Genomic DNA, 17,760 nt, shown 5'->3' with positions numbered 1-17,760 from the left:
ATGACAAATAATTATTACAAGCAATGGGTTAACTTTAATGAGTGCGAGCCAGAAGTGTCAGCATGCTTAGTTTTGGGGATTAACCCCGAAAAGAAGCTTATAAATAGTAGACTTACTCAGTTTCAGAGAATGAAAGGGGCTCCTCTCTACCACGTAATTGAATCACCTGAGGTAGAAAAACTTGCACGGCTATTAAGAAATAATCCCAGACACAGCTATAAGCTTAATTTATTTCAACATATCGACTACGCACTTATGTGCTCGCAAAAGATATCAAATGTGTTGATGAAACATCTAACTTCCTTTTTTTTAAACTTGAGCAAAGGAGATCAGGAAGAGTTCAAAAAAAATTATCCATATGTAGGTGAGTTAATTGATCCTGGCTTTGTTTCTACTTCAGATCTAGAACTTTTGCATCAAACTGAAGCTTATAAAAAAATTAATACTTTAGCTTTAGATGCAGTTAAAAAGTTTTCTACTTACCAAATGGGAAGTAATAAGCATAAAAAACTAACAAAAGAGGATATTAAAAGCTGGATTAAAGAAAATATAACAACAAAGACTCGTTACATAGAATATATTAAAGATATATTGTCAGAGATATTTTTAAAATAAATTTACAATCAATAAGTTAAGCTTGTCATAAAAAATAGTTTTGACAGATAGTGTGACAAAAATAATCTAGCTACAAAATCTAACCATGTTTTATAACGCCTAAGGAGGCATAATATGGTTAGTCCTTTATTAAGAAGACCACAGGTACAATCAACATCAGGTCTTTCACGCAGTACTCTCTATCTACGAATTTCTCAAGGTCTTTGGACTAAGCCCGTTTCATTAGGTGAACGTTCTGTTGCTTGGCCAGAAAGTGAAATCATGGCCTTAAATGCAGCTCGTATTGCAGGTTTTCCGAATGATGACATTCGTGTACTTGTGAAGCAACTGGAAGCTTCAAGAAGCCAAATAGCTAAGGGAGTATCTTCTAATGAAAAAACAAAACTTTAATCGTGAGTTATTACCATCCCCATCGAAATATTTTAAAGAGCAAGGATTGAATTTATCCGGAGGGCTTGAGTGGAAAACAGCTCTTTGTCCTTTTCATGAAGATTCAAGGCCAAGCTTACGAGTACGACTTGATTCAGGAGGGTTTTGTTGTATGGCTTGTGGAGCAAAGGGAGGGGATGTTTTGGCTTTTCATCGCAAGCTACATGGACTTGGGTTTAGTGAGGCTGCAATAGAGCTTGGAGCGTGGGAGGATACTTCAAAATGATTGCTTTAAACGAAACTATTGATGATGCTGTATCAAGAATTTTTTCTAAACAACTAAAGGATGGTTTTGAATTTGAAGCTGCCCATGAATATAAAGATGTTAATTTGAAGCTGCTTTTTTACAGAATTAGATTAAAAAATCCTACCACTGGTGACAAATATATTCGTCCGATTAAGCCTGGCAACGATGCTTATATACTTGGTGAGCCAGAGTTCAAAAGCAAAAAACCCTTATATAATCTACACCAAATCCTAACGGTATCTAACGAATCAATATATTTTTGCGAAGGTGAGGGGTGTGTCGATGCCTTTACTAAACTAGGGTTGCTTGCCACTACCAGTGGTGGTGCTAATTCTGTAAGTAAAGCTGACCTTGAGCCATTAAAAGGTAGAGAGATAATAATATGGCCCGATAATGATGAAGCAGGTTTTAGATATGTGGATGATGTTTTAACAGCGCTTCAAGGGTTTGGCTGCAATATAAAAGTAATCGAAGTTGAACAGTTAGGTCTACCTCTAAAGGGGGATGTGGTGGATTGGGTGGGCGAACACCCAAACCGCACAAAAGAAGAAATCGAGTCCCTTCCCTGTAAAAACGTAAATTCAAATTTAATAAAAAATGATAAGAAAGTTTCCATTCGCAATGATAAGGGTTTTAAAGATAAAGACAAGCCTCAAAACGAAGCTTCATATCTAGTTGAATTTGTTACTGAGCACGCAGAAATGTTTTTTGATTCAAATAAGGAAACTTATGCTTATGACTTACTAACTAATGAAACACGTAAGCTTGATGGACGACAATTCAAAAGCTGGCTTGTTTCAAGTTTTTATGAGGCTCATGATAAAACACCAAGAGAGCACTCAATTAGAGAGGCTATTGAAACACTAAAAGGCTTGGCCCAATTTAGAGGTGAGCTACGTGAAGTCTGCATAAGAGCAGCAATACTCGATGATGTGTATTATTTGGATCTTGGTGAAAAAGGTAAAAATCGTGCAATTTGTATATCACCAGGATCTTGGCAGGTTGTTGATGACCATCCAATTAGATTTGTGAGACCAGATACAATGAGCCCATTGCCAATACCACTTAAAGGGGGAAGTATAAATACCCTATGGCAAGTGATAAATATTCCAAAAGATATGCAACTCCTCGTGCTTACTTGGCTTGTTGATTGCCTACGACCTGAAACACCTTTTCCATTGTTAGAATTAGTCGGAGAACAAGGAAGCGCTAAAAGCACAACACAAGAGTTTCTAAGACAACTTATTGATCCTAACTCATGCAATCTTCGAGCCTCACCGAAGTCTGATGAAGATGTATATATCGCTGGTAGTATGAACTGGCTTATAAGTTATGAAAATATTAGTTATCTTCCTCAGAAAATTCAGGATGCTCTGTGTGTTGTTTCTACGGGGGGTGGGTATGCTAAAAGAAAGCTATATAGTAATGCTGATGAAACTCATATAAAGGTGAAAAGGCCAGTTGTACTGAATGGTATATGTGCATCCATTACGTCTCAAGATTTGATTGACAGAACGATATCAATAGAAACCCCTCTTGTTGAACACAGGGTTGAAAGCAATCAGCTGAGACGTATTTATTCCGATAATCATTCACAGATGTTAGGCGCATTATTTGATATCTTTGCTAATTCTCTTACCATTTTACCATCTATCTATTTACCAAAATCGAGCTGTCCTAGACTAATTGAGTTTGTTAAGTTAGGCATGGCAATTTCAGAAGTAATGGGATGCTCAGGCCATGATTTTCTAGAGGCTTTCAATTTAAATCGCACTGAAGCTATTGCAAGAACAATAGAGGCCAGTCCAGTTGCATCAGCAGTAATTGAAATGGTTGATGATAGGGGCTCTGTACCATTAACTATGCCACTTAAATATTTATTGCCTCGTTTAGAAAAACATAGCCCTCCTGGCTCTGATAGCTGGCCTAAAACACCCAAAGGATTAGGAGATGCATTACGTCGTGCGGCTCCCGCTTTACGCCAAATGGGTATTTCATGCAGAAGTCTCGGGAAGCAAGGAAGCTATGTAAATTGGGAGATTAAATCTATCTGAACATGAAGCAACTCAAGTCTTGAATGTCTTTATGTCTTCAATCCGTAACACAACGAGAAGACTTTAAGACATTAAAGACTTGCAACAAAACTATTTAAATCAATATGAATTAGGACATAAATGGGTATTCTCCCTGTAAAAAGCAGAAAAAATGCAGATAAGGAACACAAATGACTAAATTTAAAAAAGGACAGTCTGGAAACCCGGGTGGAAAAAAGCCAGGTACACTCAACAAACGAACTAGGCTTGCAACGTTACTTGAACCTTATGCAGAAGGTTTGATTAATAAGACTGTTGAGCTAGCGATGGATGGCGATGTTAATGCATTACGACTGTGCATAGAGCGCCTAATACCTAAAGCAACCGGCCAACAAATACAGATTGATCTACAAGGATTAGATATTGAAAGTAGCAAGACTCTACCAATAATTGGAAAAAAAATTATCGACGCTACTGCAAAAGGAGCTCTTTCAGTGCAAGATGGCAATCAATTGATGCAGCTCATTAATGTACAAAAAGAGTTCCTTGCACAGGAAGAGCTTGTCAAGCGGCTTGATGAAATTGAGTCATATCAAAAGACTGGTTGCTTTTTTGATGAGTTGGAATGAAGCAGTTTTACCTCATTTATTTAGAGATAAATGTTTATTTTATTGATCAGATAATCTTTATGATTTTCGAGCAGAAAATTATAAAATGCGAAGGCTTCTTTAGCATTTAAACTGTTTTCACTACAGTAATGCAAGAGAGTCGCTGGTATGGATAAAAGATCTACATTAGTATGGTTCATTTTACTAGCACAATAGGTTATAAAAGAATCGAACTGGGCATGGCCAACTACAATGGTTGATGATGTATGCGTTGGTTTTCCTCCAATTGGAGCTTGGGCTTGCGAAGTGATTATGGAGCTTATGTTTATGGCTGCTTGTTCTGCATTATAGATTTTTGACATTAGTGCAAGCTGTAGTTGCATATATGAGGCTGACGATTTGTTAAGATTAACTTGCTCGGTCGCTGCAAAAGTTACCCCAAAATAGTATAACGGTAAAAATTCTGTGAATAATCCGTCGTTATATATGTCTGTAGTAATGGATCTTACGATTGACCAAATAACATCCCCATTCCATTCTTGTTTAAGAGTATAAGCATGATATGTACAAGCATGAAAAATCTGCATTTCAATGAATTGCATACAAAGATTACTAGAACTCTTGAAAATCTTTTCTAAATCTAATGAATTTTTAATTTTTGATGAACGTATTGCACTGTATACCAAAAATCCAAGCAATAATAAGCTTGCAACAACAATCATAACGGAACCTCTCTATAGACTAATAATGCGGGCTCCTTATTGTTTTTATTATTTCCTATTGTCCTTTACCCAGATAATTTTGCTAACCGGTTATCCGGCTAATTTGAATACATTATACACAATCCAATGCGGATGTATAGGATTCCTAAGTATCTTGATGTGAGAAATACTTAGATTATCTAAGTATGTTCTTTACAAAAATTGATTTAGATGGAATCCCCTGTCCCAAAAAGACTTAAAGAAGCCAGATTGGCTGCGAATATATCTCAAAAGAAGCTAGGGATTGCTGCTGGTATGGATGAGTTCTCCGCAAGCGCACGCATGAATCATTATGAACTGGGTAGACATGCCCCGGATTACTCAACTCTAAAAAGAATAGCTCAAGCATTATCAGTGCCTACCGCTTATTTTTATGCAGAAGAAGATGATCTAGCTGCTATTATTAAATGGTTTAATCAACTTGAAATATCAAAGAAAAAGTCATTTTTAGGAATGATTGATAATTATTAATTGTGTCAGTTTTCTATCTCAATAAAAATCTAAACCTATACTTTGATTTAGGATATTTCAAAATCGTGGCATAAAAATTCATTGAAACCTTCATCTACCTCCTCTGCCACAATATATCTTATATCAACATCGCCACATATTTTTTTCATTCTCTCTATTGAGGCAATAAGTTTTGTCCTGACTTTATCCGTGTCTTCTTCTAAATCGGAATATCTCTCAAATGCTAATAGTGCCACATCCGGTTTGATTTTTTTTATAATCTCGATGAATTTAGCTTCCTCATCTTTCTTATCTTTCTTTTTCTTTAAAAATAATGCTGCTGTTTGCTTTGCTTCACCAACGTACAGCAATCCATCTACAACACATATAAGATCAATTTCTGCTGACCTCTCTTTGTCTTTATAAGAATTAAAAAGATCAACCTCTGGCATATAATAAAAACTACTCACACGGCAATCTTGTGTTGAAATATAACCTATCATCCACAATACAGTTAAACCATTATTTCTATGTAGAGCATTAATAACCATCGCGTCAATTTGAAAGCGCCATTCAATAGAATATGGCACATGGTAGATCGCTCCACAAACAGTGCACGTATTTTCAAACTTCAGACTATCTACAGAACACACGTGGTGAGTGCCGCAGTAGTCACATACCCATGGGTGAACTTTATATATAACTTTCTGTTGCAATAACAAATTAGCACAAGCATAAAAATTCTTTTTTATATCAGATTTGACTTGCAGATCACTAGATGCATTATATTTATTCTGATATTTTTTCCTAAATTCACTATCTCCCAGAGCCGTTTCGAGTAAACTATTAAAACTCGCAAACTTAAGATCTTCCTTCACTGCTTCTTTACGAATACAATCTCTCCATAATTTTCTAGTTAGCGAATAGTATGCCTGATATAAAGAACCTATTTTTCTTATAATTCCCCGCATATATTTGCCTTTTGAAGACACGCCAATACGCTCGTATGATTTATGTCGAAGCTTCACTCTTGGATCTTCAGGGAAATAATCAGTGTTGTAGTTTGTCACTATACAGCTAAAATATGACTCATCACTTGGAAATGATAATTGATATGAAGCACCAGATCTCATAATATCTTGCTTAAAGAAGTTATGCCTATCCTTACGACTTGGAATAAGCGCAATGATATGATTTTTTGTAACTCTACTAAGATTACTGGTAAATATCTTGGAGCTGTTTTCTCTAATGGGCAACATCCATACATGGGTGACATTATCATACCTCGATAGATCCTTCTCTCTTTCTATTTCCAACTCAACCATCCAATCACCATCTTTTAGAAAATCATAATGTGGTGAAATATATTTAAAATGATAAGGGTCATTAGCAACATAACCATTACTTTCTTTTTTAGTTGTTTGATAGTGTGATGACTGTACATCAACACTTGTATAAAATTTGCCGAAGTTATCACGACTTATCGATACCTCTCTGGAGCTTTTCTCATTAGTCCATACCATGCATCGTGTATTGTTGCCTAACTTCCTAGCAAACTCTTTTCTTTCATCTAAATTTAAACTTAGACTTCTTACTTCAACTTCACGTTGATTATTGTGACCATAACGCTCATTGTATGAATTCAGAAACTCTCCGAATAGTTTCAAAAAATCATCATCCGAGTATTGATTTTTACTAAGTATTATCGAACTTTTTCTATCTTGCGTTAAGCATCGACTATTCCAAAAATTGATACGGTCAATGCATGTATCTCCAAGAAACACATTAAAAGCTAACTCATTATTATTTATATTTACCTTCGGAATAGCTGTACTATAAGAAACTGATAGATCTAAAAAAGTATTTATCTCTCGACTTCCTATTCTTGATAATACATCTTTGTATGATTTTACTAGTTCAGTACCTTCGCTAACATATCCGTCTTTGGCGTATGGATTAAGGCAAACAACATTAAACAAACCAAGAACCGTTTGGGTAGTACTATATCGATGGCCATTACATCCAAAATTATCGGAAATAAAGCGATTACTTTCGTTAGGCTGTATTTCAACAAGTATTTTATTTGCTTTACCAAGCTCTCTGCCTTCAAAATACTGCTTTGTCGCGGAAACTAGTGATAAAGAAGATAGCGGTTGAATAAGTGCAACACGCTGCCAATCTTTTAAGTAACTTCGAAATGAATCTTTTGACGTATATTTACTGTCTTCTACTGAAATTAAAATAGGGTTACATAATTTAGATATTTTTTTAATGAATGTTTGAGTCAATTCAACATAGGAACAAACAAAATCAGGATCAAGGTTTTTAAACCATTCATCATACATCTCATACAAAAAACCATTTTTGTTTGCAGGAATAACAAATACAGCGGCTCCACTCCATCTAGTATATGAATCATAAAATACAGCATCTAAAATCAAGTGATTTTTGCGAGTTTCTTTATATGGCACTATATATAAAATTTTTATAGGCCTAGTATATTCTGTGATATTTATTGGCTTAGATATGGGGTGTTTAGTAAGCATTCAAAAATCCTATTTCCATCTTTATTCTCCGGTTATTTTTTTATTGAATATTATTTAACCCACACCCATATTACTTAACGGGGGCAGGGCTCACTGCAGGAATTGATTACACAATTTCTATGACGTACAACGGTACGTACACTGTGCCATTGTGTAATCAATGGAGTCAGATTCTATTGATAAGCCTCCCGCTTTTTCAGCCAGTTTTTTTCAATAGCTATTTGCACTGAGCCTGATGGTGTGTTGCTAATAATTCTAAACCAAGAATCTTTTCCCCATCCCCCTTCATTCGGGGAAAATTTTAGCATTCCTAAATCACATAGATGTTTAAAATAACTCTGTAAAGTTCTCCAGGCCGATGGCAGATTAATTGAAACATCAGAAGGAACAAGTTCAGGGTAACGTCTGCCATATATTCCTACAGTTTGGGCTGTGAAGGGAACCTCGCACTTAGCTTTATTATTAAGCCATTCGTCAACTCTTCTAATACAGAAGGGTTTGCCGTTTCTCTGAATGAAAGAGCTATAAAAAGCTGTTTGCCAGACACGTCTGTCGCAATTGAAAATCCAATCTCCGTCAGGAACTTCTAAATTCAGGAAACTGGGCAATGTATTGAATGACAACTGGAGATATTGGCTGTGAAGTTTCCAGGCAGGATGCATTTCAGCCTCTTGGTTAAGTTGTAATGCGTGTTGTTTACTGCGAAGTACTTTTAAGTCTTCTAGAGCTAGTAAGAGATGGTTTTTTTCTTTCTCTTCTTTCTTTTGTTTCCTGATTTTTTCTTGTGCATATTCTGTTTCTAACTTTTTAATCTTTGCTCCCAATTGGTTCACAAGCTTTGAAACACTATTATGGGCTTTGACATTATGTAGCCATTGAACACAAATAGGATTATTAATGCGAGACCAGAATGTTTCCATGCTTTTTACATCTTCTTGTGTTAGATCCGATAGGTTGATTTCTATCGCCGAGATGTTTGCCTTCTTTATTTTTTTGATCTTTTCTTCGTCGACCTTATGACGATAAAAAATCTCAATAATAAGTTGTGTGTCACCTTTACTTGCCAGTATGTCAGCCTTCATTTCATGTAATACTTTTTCTTCTTGTACGTCATCAAACAATATGATTTGTTTATCTTTAACAATGGTTTTACATTCAGTGTGTTTTATTCCTCTTGAGTCTATTGCTGAGGCAGTAGAAACGCATTGGGGTAATGTTATGTGCTTTCTTTTCATTATTTCTTTTTTGGCTGCAAGATGGATAGCACTTTCTAATCCCCCTTCACATTCAGTAACATTCTTATGTCGAAAATGATGTTCTTTTATGCGGCCTTTTACCGCAATCAAAGGGGATTTGCACTCGATACAAATACAGTTGCATTTTTCACCGCTTTCAACGTCAGCAATGTGGGCAATCGTGTTATTTTTATTCAAGCCAAAGGGTTGTTTAATTTTGAGAGAGGAGATCATATAGAACCTCCTGAACTAACTGAAATATTAGGATTTGCATAGCCAATATAACCGGCAATGCGTTGCAGCTTGATTGTTACAAGTATATCTATTGCTTGAGAATTAATATCATTTTCAGCGTAGCGCATTTTAGCCGTAAGTGTTACCCCATTACCTGTATTATCTGGAACAGGGATGTATTCATTTGTAGGCTTGTCGAAATTACTGTGTGCTATTTCATTAAGTCCAAAATTTATAGGCAGTATTGAGCTTGCATGTTTTAAGAGATACTCTGTTGCAAGAATATCAACAAGATGTTTCCATGCCGTAAAAGGCCTACCTGAGAAATACTCTTTTAATGTTAAGTAAGTAAACAGTTCTTCTCCTAATATTGAATTATCTGGTAAATCTGATGGTAAATCTTCCAGGCATTTTCGACGTTGTTCGATAAATTGTGGAGGAGTCAGAACAAGAAACTGAGCCTGATTAAGCCGGTCTATTGGAGAGGAAGTATCTGCTAACATAGCTGCTTTGGATTTGTAACCGAAGAACGAAGCGACAAGCTCATGAGCATGTCCTGATTTGAGTTTAACACCACGATTGTTGGAAATGGCACGAAGATGATCCGCGCAAAGTTTTGCAATGGACATTTGTAGTTCCTTATTAAATAAGCTGGTCTTAATTTCGTTTTCATGAATGTTTAAGGAAAACCGCCAGCAGCTAATAAAGATTAACTACAAACAGATTTTATTTTTGGAGTATCGCTTTTCGGCCACTCATAACCGGGGATATCGACGACCTAGGGAAAGTATAGCGAGCAGAATAATGTAGTCAAGCGTTTGTCCTTATTAAAACTACTCCAGCAATATGTCCATAAGCCCATTATATAGTTGACTAAAAACATTCTTTATTCTAAATTCTAGAATATGGAATAAAAGGTGATGCTCAATGATTAAATCACAAGACATCGTAGTTCTGGCCAAACTGTTGGCTTACCAAACAGATAAAAGCTGGTCTCAAAATAGTATGGCATTTGAATTGTGTTTGAGTCCTTCTCAAATCAATAGTGCATTCAAGAGATTAGTGGCAGTAGGGTTAATTACACCATACCATCCGCCGGCCAAGCCGCAACCCATTATTCAGGCTTGTGAAGAGTTTTTTCTTCATGGATTAAAGTATGTCTTTCCTGCCAAATTAGGCGAGCTAGTCCGTGGTATTCCCACTAGCTATGCTGCTCCAAGCTTAAGTGATCAGATTGTTGCTGGTAATGATCCTATCCCTGTATGGCCATATGGCGAAGGGAATGAGCGTGGCCTTGCTCTAAAGCCATTATATTCTTCAGTCCCTGAATCTGTAGCAAAGCATCCAGATCCGCTATTTTATGACTTATTGACACTAATTGATGCTATTCGTTCTGGGCGTGTAAGAGAAAGGCAAATTGCTTCACAAAAAATATTGGTATTATTAAAATCAAAAAAGTTGGTATCAAATGAATAGAAGTTCAGCTCAAAGAAATATCGAATCTCTTAGTTTAATTGCACATCGTCTTGGAGATTTATGTGATGAAGTAACTTTTGTTGGGGGTTGTATCACAGGTTTATTAATAACAGATAAAGCTGCTCCGGATGTACGCTTTACCGTGGATGTTGATTGTATAGTCAACGTTATTACTAGACCGAGTTATTATGCTATTGCTGAGAAATTACGACAAAAAGGATTTAAGGAGCTAATTTCTGGTGATCATCCTATATGCCGTTGGGATTGCGATGGCATTTTAATTGATGTCATGCCTATAGATAAAAGTGTCTTGGGGTTTTCTAATAAATGGTATAAAGACGCACAAGGAAATTCTATCAAACATAGTATTTCTGACAATATAAATATAAAGGTTATTTCAGCACCTTATTTTCTAGCGACCAAGTTAGAGGCATTTAAGGATCGTGGGAAACAAGATTTTTTATTAAGTCATGATTTGGAAGATATTATTTCAGTAATTGATGGCCGACCAGAAATCGCTAGTGATGTTTTACTAGTATCAGATAATTTAAAGCAATATCTTTCATCTGAATTTGGATTGTTAATGAGTAATGATCAGTTTCTCCAAGCTTTACCCGGGCATTTAAACTACTCACTAGAGTCCGAGAGTCGAAAGAAAATCGTTGAGTCACGGATAAATGCCATTATTGAGGGGGTGAAATAATGAATATCGCTTGGCTAACTGATATCCATCTCAACTTCTTAAAGATTGATGCAAGAAAAAAATTCTACCAACAAGTAATTGAAACCGGTGCAGATGAGATTTTGATTACTGGTGATATAGCTGAAGCAAAAGATGTGTGTGAAATTCTTCAAGAATTTAGCACATACACAAATAAGCTTATTTATTTTGTATTAGGTAATCACGATTACTACTTTAGTAGTGTTAATAATCTACGTGAAAAAATTCGCGGTTTGTGTAATCAAAATAAAAAACTTATTTGGCTTGGAGAGCCTAAAACTTTAACATTAGCTGACGGTATTGTATTAGTGGGACATGATGGATGGGCAGATGCGCGTTATGGAGATTTTGATCATAGCTTAGTAAATTTAAATGATAGTCGCTTGATCTCTGAGTTATACCAAGCTTTTTTATTGAATAAGTCTGCCTTAAAAAGGGAAATGCAGAAACTAGCTGACACAGATGCCTCAGTTCTCCAAGAGACATTGTGTGATGCAATTGACACTGATATTAAAAAAGTAATTATTGCTACTCATATCCCACCATTTCCTGAAAGCAGTTGGCACAAGGATAAACCAAGCGATGAAAATTGGCTGCCTTATTTTGCCTCAAAAGCAACTGGTGATGTGATTATGAATTTTGTTAAAAAGAATGTTGATATTCAATTTTTAGTTTTATGTGGCCACACCCACACAGCCGTAACTATAAAACATGCTGATAATCTGATAATTAAATCAGGACATGCTGAATATTATAAACCTGCAATTCAAGAAATTCTTGATTTTTAAAAGCAAGAAAAAATAAAATTCCGTTAGAAGGGTGATGCAAAGAGATCATTACTATTTCGAAGTAAATATACGCCTTTATTTGGCAAGATGTCGTCAGGTATTTCAGAAGAAATAATTTTAGTCTCATTATCGATATGCTCATTAGTTATCGATAATACGAAAGAGTCCCCTGATTTGGATTGTTTAAAGCAGGTATAAAAATCTATTCTGTTCGATTTTAATTCCTCACATGTATTTTCCGTTATTTCGGAGATTAACCACTTCTCCTTTGAGTTTTCACTGCTTATAAGAACACAAATAAATTTTTGAACTCCTACTTTAGAAATAAAAAAGACAGGCCGATCATAATAAGCAAATATTTCTATAATGTTCTCAAAAATATTTATGTTCATTTTTAATCACTCTAAAATGACTGCTAATTTGAGTATTTTTGAATCTCCAAAGGCAAATATGACCATCTTTTTCCACCAAAGACGTTCCAAAATTAAGAAGTAGATCTCCTTGAGCAATATGATGATTTTTAAAGTACGGGACAGTTTGCCGAATAAAATCAGCATTATCGTATTTTTCAAAAAATGATACCGCCCATCTCTTACAATCGGTATTATTCTTTATTGCACCAGAGGATTTATTGTTGGGGTAAAATTCATTCTCTTTTGGGGACTTATTTTTTACCAAGCGATATACATCATAAAATTTGTATGAGGTCGCTCCGTATACTGGACAAGAATTCGGAAAAGAATTTTCCCACTCAAAATTATTCATAATTATTAATCAAGCTGGCTTTTATTAAGTATAGTAAATTAATTCAAACTATTAATATAAATTGGAGATACATATCATGTATGGGGGTACATTTGGGGGTATATTTTTATCACATATAAAAATAACCCTTTAAATACAACGTATTGATTAACCAATTAAATAGCCGCCGCCCCACCATATTGACTTCCAAAGAATTCTAAAAACATCTTATAGGCCTTGAAATAAAGGCCTTTTTTATTTATCCTGCGTCCAATAATGTTTAATGAAAGCCCCCAGAATCCTACTCTAAAGTGGGGCTTATTTGGGGGCTCTTTACCCCAAGCTAATTTTGAGGCCCCCATGACGCTGACAGTAACACAAATTAAGAACGCCAAACCTAAAGAGAAAGCTTATAAGTTAGCTGATGAGCAGGGTTTATATCTATTGATTACACCCAATGGTTCCAAGTTATGGAAGTTAAAATATCGTTTTGAAGGAATTGAGAAAAAGTTATCGTTTGGTTCTTTTCCAGAGGTCACATTAGCAGATGTGCGCGCGCGGAACGAGACAAAGCAAGAAAACAAATAAAAGCAGATAAGATTGATCCTGGTATTTTAAAAAACTCGATAAAACGATCTAAGAAGTTAGCTTCTGAAAGTAGTTTTGAAGCCATTGCTCGTGAATGGCATGCTAAATTTACACCAAAATGGACTAAAGGACATGGTGAGCGGATTTTAATTCGTCTTGAACAAGATATTTTTCCATGGATTGGTAAGCGACCCCTTATTGAAGTCACAGCTCCTGAAATTTTATCGGCGCTACGTCGGGTTGAAAACAGAGGTGCGATTGAAACAGCACATCGGATATCGCAAATCTGTGGGCAAGTATTTCGCTATGCAGTTGCCACTGGCCGAGCAGAACGTAACCCTGCAGCTGATTTGAAAGGTGCACTGGCACCAGTGAAACAAAAACATCATGCAAGTATTACCGAGCCAGTTGAAATCGGAAAATTATTACAGGCACTTGACGATTATCATGGTATTTTTGTTACAAAATGCGCTTTACGATTAGCTCCTCTTTTCTTTGTCAGGCCTGGTGAATTACGGCATGCTGAGTGGTCGGAATTTGATCTGGAAAAGAAAGAATGGCGTATTCCCGCAGAAAAAATGAAGATGCGTGTTCAACACATCGTACCTTTATCCTCGCAAGCAATAAGCATTTTAAAAGAATTACAGCCTTATACCGGAGAAGGAAAATATTTATTTCCAAGTATTCGCTCATCTATGCGTCCTATGTCAGAAAATACAGTCATAGCTGCTTTAAGGCGTTTAGGTTATGCAACGCATGAAATGACAGGCCATGGTTTTCGCTCAATGGCTTCCACATTGCTAAATGAGCAAGGCTGGAATCGTGATGCGATAGAACGACAGCTTGCACATGGTGAACGTAACACTATTCGAGCAGCTTATAACTATGCGGAGTATTTACCTGAAAGACGTACTATGATGCAATGGTGGGCCGATCATTTGGATAAACTTAGAAGTGGGGCTGAAATTATCACCTTACGACATCGTGCTTGATTAATAATTAAATTTTTTCTTTGTATCTTATACAAAATTAAGTTCAACTCGCACGCCATTTGGATCAAGCAGCCAAATTTGCTTCAAGGCCATATCACTATGACAATAGGTTTGATATGCAATCTTATTATTTTTAAACCTGCTTAGGAATACCTCATAGTCATCCATATCAATTGCAATACAAAAGTGGTCAAATGCTCCCGTTGAAAAACTACCTTGATGATCATTATCTAAGTCAGCTAATCGTTTAAATTTTGGTTGCTCTTTGGCCGCTTTCGCATTTCCAATATGTAGAATAGCAATCAGCTCATTAGGGATATAAAAATACAAAGATTGGGATGTATCAATAGATAGCCCCATTCCAAGATGTAGCCCTATAATATTACAGTAAAAGTTAATAGTTGCTTGAGGATCATGTGTTACAAAATTAACATGATCGAGTCTCTTAATTCCCATTATAAATCCTCTACATCAAATCGTATGAAACCAGAACATCAAGGAGAACGTATTTTTTTCAAAAAACCTGTAGCATCAGACTGATATTCCCAAACATCGGATAGCTCATCCAATCTATAAGTATAAAAAATAAAGCGCTTAGGCTTAATTGAAATACCACAATAGTCAGGAGAACAAGGCAAAGAAAGATTTTTTGATGTCTGTTCTATCTCCAGTCGTTTATTTTCCAATATCTGTTTGTTTTCAATCACCTCACCGGAGGTTGGTGCGTAACTGCAAAAGCGCACTTGTGCCCATTGAGGATAATTATTCCAATAATGAATATTTTGTTCTTCTGATAAAAATCTAGCATCTCCTTCAATAATGGTTTCCCGTGCATGACGTTCAAACCAAAACGTAAGTGCCACTTTTTCATTATTTTTAATTTCTTCAACTTTGCGTGTTTTTTTTGAGTAAATAATAATATCCAATCTTCTGTAATTTCACGAAGTGCCACTATTCGGCTATGAGGCTGACCATTAAGTCCTTGTGTCGACAATACGGCGTGTTGGGCATTTTGTGCACCTAGAGACTTTTCTTCATTAACCCAATTTGTTAAAAGTTGAATCGGTGTCACGATAATAAACCTTCTAATGCCGCCTTATCGCCATTCATAATAGATAATACATGTTCTCTAATTTGTTCAATCGGCCAACCCCACCATTGTAATTGCAGAAGAAAGCTTATTGTTTCCTCATCAAAACGTTTACGAATAACTTGCGCAGGATTACCACCTACGATTTCATAAGGTTGTACATCTTTAGTTACCACTGAGCGTGTTCCAATAATAGCGCCGTCACCAATAGTCACGCCTGGCATAATCGTCGCATCATATCCAATCCAAACATCATTACCTATTAGCGTATCTTTTTTACGATTAGGATTAAACGGAACCTCAGGCCAATAAGACTGAAAAATTACAAAAGGAAATGAAGAGAATCCACCTAAATGATGGCTACCTCCATTCATTATAAATTTCACGTTAGTGGCGATCTGGCAGAATTTTCCAATAATTAATTTATCACCAATAAAATCGAAATGATAAAGCACATTTTTTTCAAAATTATGAATATCTACTGGATCGTCGTAGTACGTGTAATCACCCACAATAATGTTAGGGTTTTTGATTATATTTTTTAAGAAAGCTGTTCTTTCAGATCCTGGTATTGGGTACAAATCGTTAGGGTTTGGATGCATGTTCATGCTACCTTATTTTTAAATTTAAATCGTACCAATAAAGCTAGCGTAATAAAAAAAACGCTACTTAATATCCATAGAAAACCAAAAAATGGATTGGAAGAAAGATATCCCATTACCACAACGCTTAACGTGGCGACCCCCATATTAATAAAGCTCATCATCGAAGATGCACTGGCTTTATCATCAATAGCGTTAGACGCCATGTAAGATCCACCCGCAAACAAATAAGAGCTACAACAATATAGTAGGCAAGTCGATATAAAAAACCAAAGAACAGCGTTATTATTGAAATACAGCATAGCTATCAAGCTGAGCAATGCAAGACAAGAACCGATATAACCCATTGCAATAACTCGCATTACAGGAAAACGTTGCATTAGTACTCGTGCAGATAAGCCGCCGATTAACATTCCAATGATGTTAAGCACATTCCAATAACCATATTCGGAAGCTGATAAATGTAAATATTGATGTGCAATCTGGGGTGCTGCAGCTGAATAGCAATAGCCTACTGCTGAACAAGCGCCCCAAATTGAAGAAAAAGTTAGTAATTTAAAGGAGCACAATGCGTGCTTATAATCGTGCAATAATGAAGGGATATGGAATGATTTGGGCTTAAGTAATGTTTCATCAAAAGCACCAATACCTACTCGCATCAGTAACCCTTGCAGCAAGAGAAAAATAAAACAACCCTGCCATTGTGAGTATTGCGTAATTATTCCACCTATTAATACAGCAAGGCCAATTCCTAGAGCAAAAGATAAAATAGAGTAAGCCATTGCCGTTTTTCGCTGCTCTTCGGGTAACCATTCATTAACAAGCATAAAAGTGCATGTTAGTCCTGCAGCAGAACCAAGGCCAGTAACCAGCCGACCTATTAAAAGTAGTAAATAATTAGAATAAAAACTCGCGAGTAAGCAAAGCAAAATTCCTAAGATATTAATATTTAAACCCCATTGAAGCGCTTTTATGCGGCCGTAACAATTAGCCAAAGGGCCATAAATTAATTGCCCTATTACATAGCCAATTAAAAAAGCGGATACAATCCATTCAACAGTTCCTGTATTTAAGGCAAATGTGTGTTCAATATTAGGCAACGCTGGTGTAATTATTGCTGCAGAAACAGAGGCAATGGAGATATAGCTCAATAGCCAAGTCATTCTTAATTTTGATGTAATTCTCATTTCTAAACCTATTTATCCTCAATAGCCACCTGCAATGTACAGTAAAATACTATACAATCCAACCTATTGATTATACGTGTTTAAAAAATGCAAGTAATGTTTTTTCTCTGCGATTATTTTTTAGGAGAGAGGTCGTCATGGAATTTGAAAGCTGGAACAGAGATACTCTTCTTACGGAAGTAAAAGCAGCAATGATATCGGCAAATTTTAAACCGTTTAACATTACTACTAGCCTCCCCTCCGAAATTACATACTGTTCTGATGGTGAGCTGAAGAAAAAAAAACGACTACCAACTTAGAAGCATGTATGTGCAGTTTAAAAGCCAAGATAAAGTCTTTCGTCAAGAATATGAAACATATCTAGGTTCTGTGAACAAAATTTTAATTAATTGAAAAGAAGGCAGTTTTATAGTG

At 35.9% G+C, this 17,760-nt stretch carries 21 protein-coding genes and 1 pseudogene; 12 read left to right on the top strand and 10 right to left on the bottom strand.

All coding sequences use genetic code 11. The features are described 5' to 3' along the window. The 5 genes from QM652_RS02880 to QM652_RS02860 all read left to right on the top strand — a co-directional run bounded on the left by QM652_RS02880 (position 1) and on the right by QM652_RS02860 (position 3,953). On the top strand, positions 1-615 hold the full coding sequence (locus QM652_RS02880) for a hypothetical protein (protein WP_415072696.1): 615 nt from the start codon (positions 1-3) through the stop codon (positions 613-615). Between the two features lie 114 nt (positions 616-729). Further along, complete coding sequence (locus QM652_RS02875; RefSeq protein ID WP_415072695.1) at positions 730-1,005, top strand: helix-turn-helix transcriptional regulator; 276 nt, start codon at positions 730-732, stop codon at positions 1,003-1,005. Next, positions 986-1,270 carry a CHC2 zinc finger domain-containing protein gene (locus QM652_RS02870; protein WP_415072694.1) on the top strand — a complete coding sequence of 95 codons (285 nt, stop codon included), beginning with the start codon at positions 986-988 and terminating at the stop codon, positions 1,268-1,270. Before QM652_RS02875 ends, QM652_RS02870 begins: the two co-directional genes overlap by 20 nt. Further along, a complete protein-coding gene (locus tag QM652_RS02865; protein ID WP_415072693.1) occupies positions 1,267-3,345 on the top strand; it encodes a hypothetical protein in 2,079 nt (692 codons plus the stop codon). The genes QM652_RS02870 and QM652_RS02865 overlap by 4 nt, the downstream gene beginning before the upstream one ends. Positions 3,346-3,515: 170 nt before the next feature. After that, positions 3,516-3,953 carry a DUF5681 domain-containing protein gene (locus tag QM652_RS02860; protein WP_415072691.1) on the top strand — a complete coding sequence of 146 codons (438 nt, stop codon included), beginning with the start codon at positions 3,516-3,518 and terminating at the stop codon, positions 3,951-3,953. A gap of 20 nt (positions 3,954-3,973) precedes the next feature. Here the strand turns inward: QM652_RS02860 and QM652_RS02855 are convergent, their stop codons facing one another. After that, positions 3,974-4,654, bottom strand: a complete 681-nt coding sequence (locus QM652_RS02855; RefSeq protein WP_415072690.1) for a hypothetical protein — start codon at positions 4,652-4,654, stop codon at positions 3,974-3,976. A 210-nt stretch (positions 4,655-4,864) separates the two neighbouring features. Here QM652_RS02855 and QM652_RS02850 point away from each other — a divergent pair, with 210 nt between their 5' ends. Continuing rightward, positions 4,865-5,164, top strand: coding sequence for a helix-turn-helix domain-containing protein (locus QM652_RS02850; RefSeq protein WP_027224727.1), 300 nt, complete (start codon positions 4,865-4,867; stop codon positions 5,162-5,164). A gap of 47 nt (positions 5,165-5,211) precedes the next feature. Here the strand turns inward: QM652_RS02850 and QM652_RS02845 are convergent, their stop codons facing one another. The 3 genes from QM652_RS02845 to QM652_RS02835 all read right to left on the bottom strand — a co-directional run bounded on the left by QM652_RS02845 (position 5,212) and on the right by QM652_RS02835 (position 9,787). After that, positions 5,212-7,689, bottom strand: coding sequence for a hypothetical protein (locus tag QM652_RS02845; RefSeq protein ID WP_415072689.1), 2,478 nt, complete (start codon positions 7,687-7,689; stop codon positions 5,212-5,214). Positions 7,690-7,862: 173 nt separating this feature from the next. Then, the gene (locus QM652_RS02840) at positions 7,863-9,158 is read right to left on the bottom strand and encodes a competence protein CoiA family protein (protein WP_415072688.1); all 1,296 of its coding nucleotides are present in this window, start codon (positions 9,156-9,158) and stop codon (positions 7,863-7,865) included. Next, entirely contained in the window at positions 9,155-9,787 is a 633-nt protein-coding gene (locus QM652_RS02835; RefSeq protein WP_415072687.1) for a hypothetical protein, read from the bottom strand. Before QM652_RS02835 ends, QM652_RS02840 begins: the two co-directional genes overlap by 4 nt. Before the next feature lie 298 nt (positions 9,788-10,085). Between QM652_RS02835 and QM652_RS02830 the strand changes: the two genes are divergently transcribed. Genes QM652_RS02830 through QM652_RS02820 form a run of 3 tightly spaced genes read left to right on the top strand, consistent with a single transcriptional unit; the run spans position 10,086 to position 12,143 of the window. After that, complete coding sequence (locus QM652_RS02830; RefSeq protein WP_415072686.1) at positions 10,086-10,634, top strand: hypothetical protein; 549 nt, start codon at positions 10,086-10,088, stop codon at positions 10,632-10,634. Then, positions 10,627-11,337, top strand: a complete 711-nt coding sequence (locus QM652_RS02825) for a hypothetical protein (RefSeq protein WP_415072685.1) — start codon at positions 10,627-10,629, stop codon at positions 11,335-11,337. Before QM652_RS02830 ends, QM652_RS02825 begins: the two co-directional genes overlap by 8 nt. Further along, the gene (locus QM652_RS02820; protein WP_415072684.1) at positions 11,337-12,143 is read left to right on the top strand and encodes a metallophosphoesterase family protein; all 807 of its coding nucleotides are present in this window, start codon (positions 11,337-11,339) and stop codon (positions 12,141-12,143) included. Before QM652_RS02825 ends, QM652_RS02820 begins: the two co-directional genes overlap by 1 nt. 23 nt (positions 12,144-12,166) lie before the next feature. On the opposite strand, the gene QM652_RS02815 is transcribed toward QM652_RS02820, so the two are convergent. Then, complete coding sequence (locus tag QM652_RS02815; protein WP_415072683.1) at positions 12,167-12,535, bottom strand: DUF6575 domain-containing protein; 369 nt, start codon at positions 12,533-12,535, stop codon at positions 12,167-12,169. Beyond that, positions 12,516-12,908 carry a hypothetical protein gene (locus QM652_RS02810; RefSeq protein ID WP_415072682.1) on the bottom strand — a complete coding sequence of 131 codons (393 nt, stop codon included), beginning with the start codon at positions 12,906-12,908 and terminating at the stop codon, positions 12,516-12,518. The genes QM652_RS02815 and QM652_RS02810 overlap by 20 nt, the downstream gene beginning before the upstream one ends. A 339-nt stretch (positions 12,909-13,247) precedes the next feature. Here QM652_RS02810 and QM652_RS02805 point away from each other — a divergent pair, with 339 nt between their 5' ends. From QM652_RS02805 to QM652_RS02795, 3 genes and pseudogenes are all read left to right on the top strand, one after another. Next, a complete protein-coding gene (locus QM652_RS02805) occupies positions 13,248-13,475 on the top strand; it encodes an Arm DNA-binding domain-containing protein (RefSeq protein WP_415072681.1) in 228 nt (75 codons plus the stop codon). Then, positions 13,400-13,777: pseudogene (locus QM652_RS02800) on the top strand (tyrosine-type recombinase/integrase); the annotation flags it as partial. The gene QM652_RS02805 and the pseudogene QM652_RS02800, both read left to right, overlap by 76 nt. Positions 13,778-13,846: 69 nt before the next feature. Continuing rightward, a complete protein-coding gene (locus tag QM652_RS02795; protein ID WP_415072680.1) occupies positions 13,847-14,467 on the top strand; it encodes a tyrosine-type recombinase/integrase in 621 nt (206 codons plus the stop codon). A gap of 27 nt (positions 14,468-14,494) precedes the next feature. On the opposite strand, the gene QM652_RS02790 is transcribed toward QM652_RS02795, so the two are convergent. The 4 genes from QM652_RS02790 to QM652_RS02775 form a co-directional block, all read right to left on the bottom strand. Further along, on the bottom strand, positions 14,495-14,923 hold the full coding sequence (locus tag QM652_RS02790; protein ID WP_415072679.1) for a VOC family protein: 429 nt from the start codon (positions 14,921-14,923) through the stop codon (positions 14,495-14,497). Positions 14,924-14,961: 38 nt separating this feature from the next. Then, complete coding sequence (locus tag QM652_RS02785) at positions 14,962-15,393, bottom strand: pyridoxamine 5'-phosphate oxidase family protein (protein ID WP_415072678.1); 432 nt, start codon at positions 15,391-15,393, stop codon at positions 14,962-14,964. Between the two features lie 142 nt (positions 15,394-15,535). Continuing rightward, positions 15,536-16,159 (bottom strand): CatB-related O-acetyltransferase, encoded by a 624-nt coding sequence (locus QM652_RS02780; RefSeq protein WP_415072781.1) that lies wholly within the window; start codon positions 16,157-16,159, stop codon positions 15,536-15,538. A gap of 2 nt (positions 16,160-16,161) precedes the next feature. Beyond that, positions 16,162-17,346: an MFS transporter gene (locus tag QM652_RS02775; RefSeq protein WP_415072676.1), complete on the bottom strand. Its 1,185-nt coding sequence runs from the start codon at positions 17,344-17,346 to the stop codon at positions 16,162-16,164. Between the last annotated feature and the right edge of the window lie 414 nt (positions 17,347-17,760).

The sequence above is a fragment of the Legionella sp. genome (assembly GCF_047605385.1).
Lineage (GTDB): Bacteria > Pseudomonadota > Gammaproteobacteria > Legionellales > Legionellaceae > Legionella.
The sequence above is the reverse complement of the archived record's forward strand: the minus strand, read 5'-3'. Positions and strand labels throughout refer to the sequence as shown.

Excerpts from the sequence above, each read along its gene's own strand:
- QM652_RS02830 (WP_415072686.1), top strand. The coding sequence starts at position 10,086 with ATGATTAAATCACAAGACATCGTAGTTCTGGCCAAACTGTTGGCTTAC.
- QM652_RS02880 (WP_415072696.1), top strand. The coding sequence starts at position 1 with ATGACAAATAATTATTACAAGCAATGGGTTAACTTTAATGAGTGCGAG.
- QM652_RS02775 (WP_415072676.1), bottom strand. The coding sequence starts at position 17,346 with ATGAGAATTACATCAAAATTAAGAATGACTTGGCTATTGAGCTATATC.
- QM652_RS02825 (WP_415072685.1), top strand. The coding sequence starts at position 10,627 with ATGAATAGAAGTTCAGCTCAAAGAAATATCGAATCTCTTAGTTTAATT.
- QM652_RS02790 (WP_415072679.1), bottom strand. The coding sequence starts at position 14,923 with ATGGGAATTAAGAGACTCGATCATGTTAATTTTGTAACACATGATCCT.
- QM652_RS02810 (WP_415072682.1), bottom strand. The coding sequence starts at position 12,908 with ATGAATAATTTTGAGTGGGAAAATTCTTTTCCGAATTCTTGTCCAGTA.
- QM652_RS02870 (WP_415072694.1), top strand. The coding sequence starts at position 986 with ATGAAAAAACAAAACTTTAATCGTGAGTTATTACCATCCCCATCGAAA.
- QM652_RS02805 (WP_415072681.1), top strand. The coding sequence starts at position 13,248 with ATGACGCTGACAGTAACACAAATTAAGAACGCCAAACCTAAAGAGAAA.
- QM652_RS02835 (WP_415072687.1), bottom strand. The coding sequence starts at position 9,787 with ATGTCCATTGCAAAACTTTGCGCGGATCATCTTCGTGCCATTTCCAAC.
- QM652_RS02815 (WP_415072683.1), bottom strand. The coding sequence starts at position 12,535 with ATGAACATAAATATTTTTGAGAACATTATAGAAATATTTGCTTATTAT.
- QM652_RS02840 (WP_415072688.1), bottom strand. The coding sequence starts at position 9,158 with ATGATCTCCTCTCTCAAAATTAAACAACCCTTTGGCTTGAATAAAAAT.
- QM652_RS02860 (WP_415072691.1), top strand. The coding sequence starts at position 3,516 with ATGACTAAATTTAAAAAAGGACAGTCTGGAAACCCGGGTGGAAAAAAG.
- QM652_RS02845 (WP_415072689.1), bottom strand. The coding sequence starts at position 7,689 with ATGCTTACTAAACACCCCATATCTAAGCCAATAAATATCACAGAATAT.
- QM652_RS02865 (WP_415072693.1), top strand. The coding sequence starts at position 1,267 with ATGATTGCTTTAAACGAAACTATTGATGATGCTGTATCAAGAATTTTT.
- QM652_RS02855 (WP_415072690.1), bottom strand. The coding sequence starts at position 4,654 with ATGATTGTTGTTGCAAGCTTATTATTGCTTGGATTTTTGGTATACAGT.
- QM652_RS02820 (WP_415072684.1), top strand. The coding sequence starts at position 11,337 with ATGAATATCGCTTGGCTAACTGATATCCATCTCAACTTCTTAAAGATT.
- QM652_RS02780 (WP_415072781.1), bottom strand. The coding sequence starts at position 16,159 with ATGCATCCAAACCCTAACGATTTGTACCCAATACCAGGATCTGAAAGA.
- QM652_RS02850 (WP_027224727.1), top strand. The coding sequence starts at position 4,865 with ATGGAATCCCCTGTCCCAAAAAGACTTAAAGAAGCCAGATTGGCTGCG.
- QM652_RS02875 (WP_415072695.1), top strand. The coding sequence starts at position 730 with ATGGTTAGTCCTTTATTAAGAAGACCACAGGTACAATCAACATCAGGT.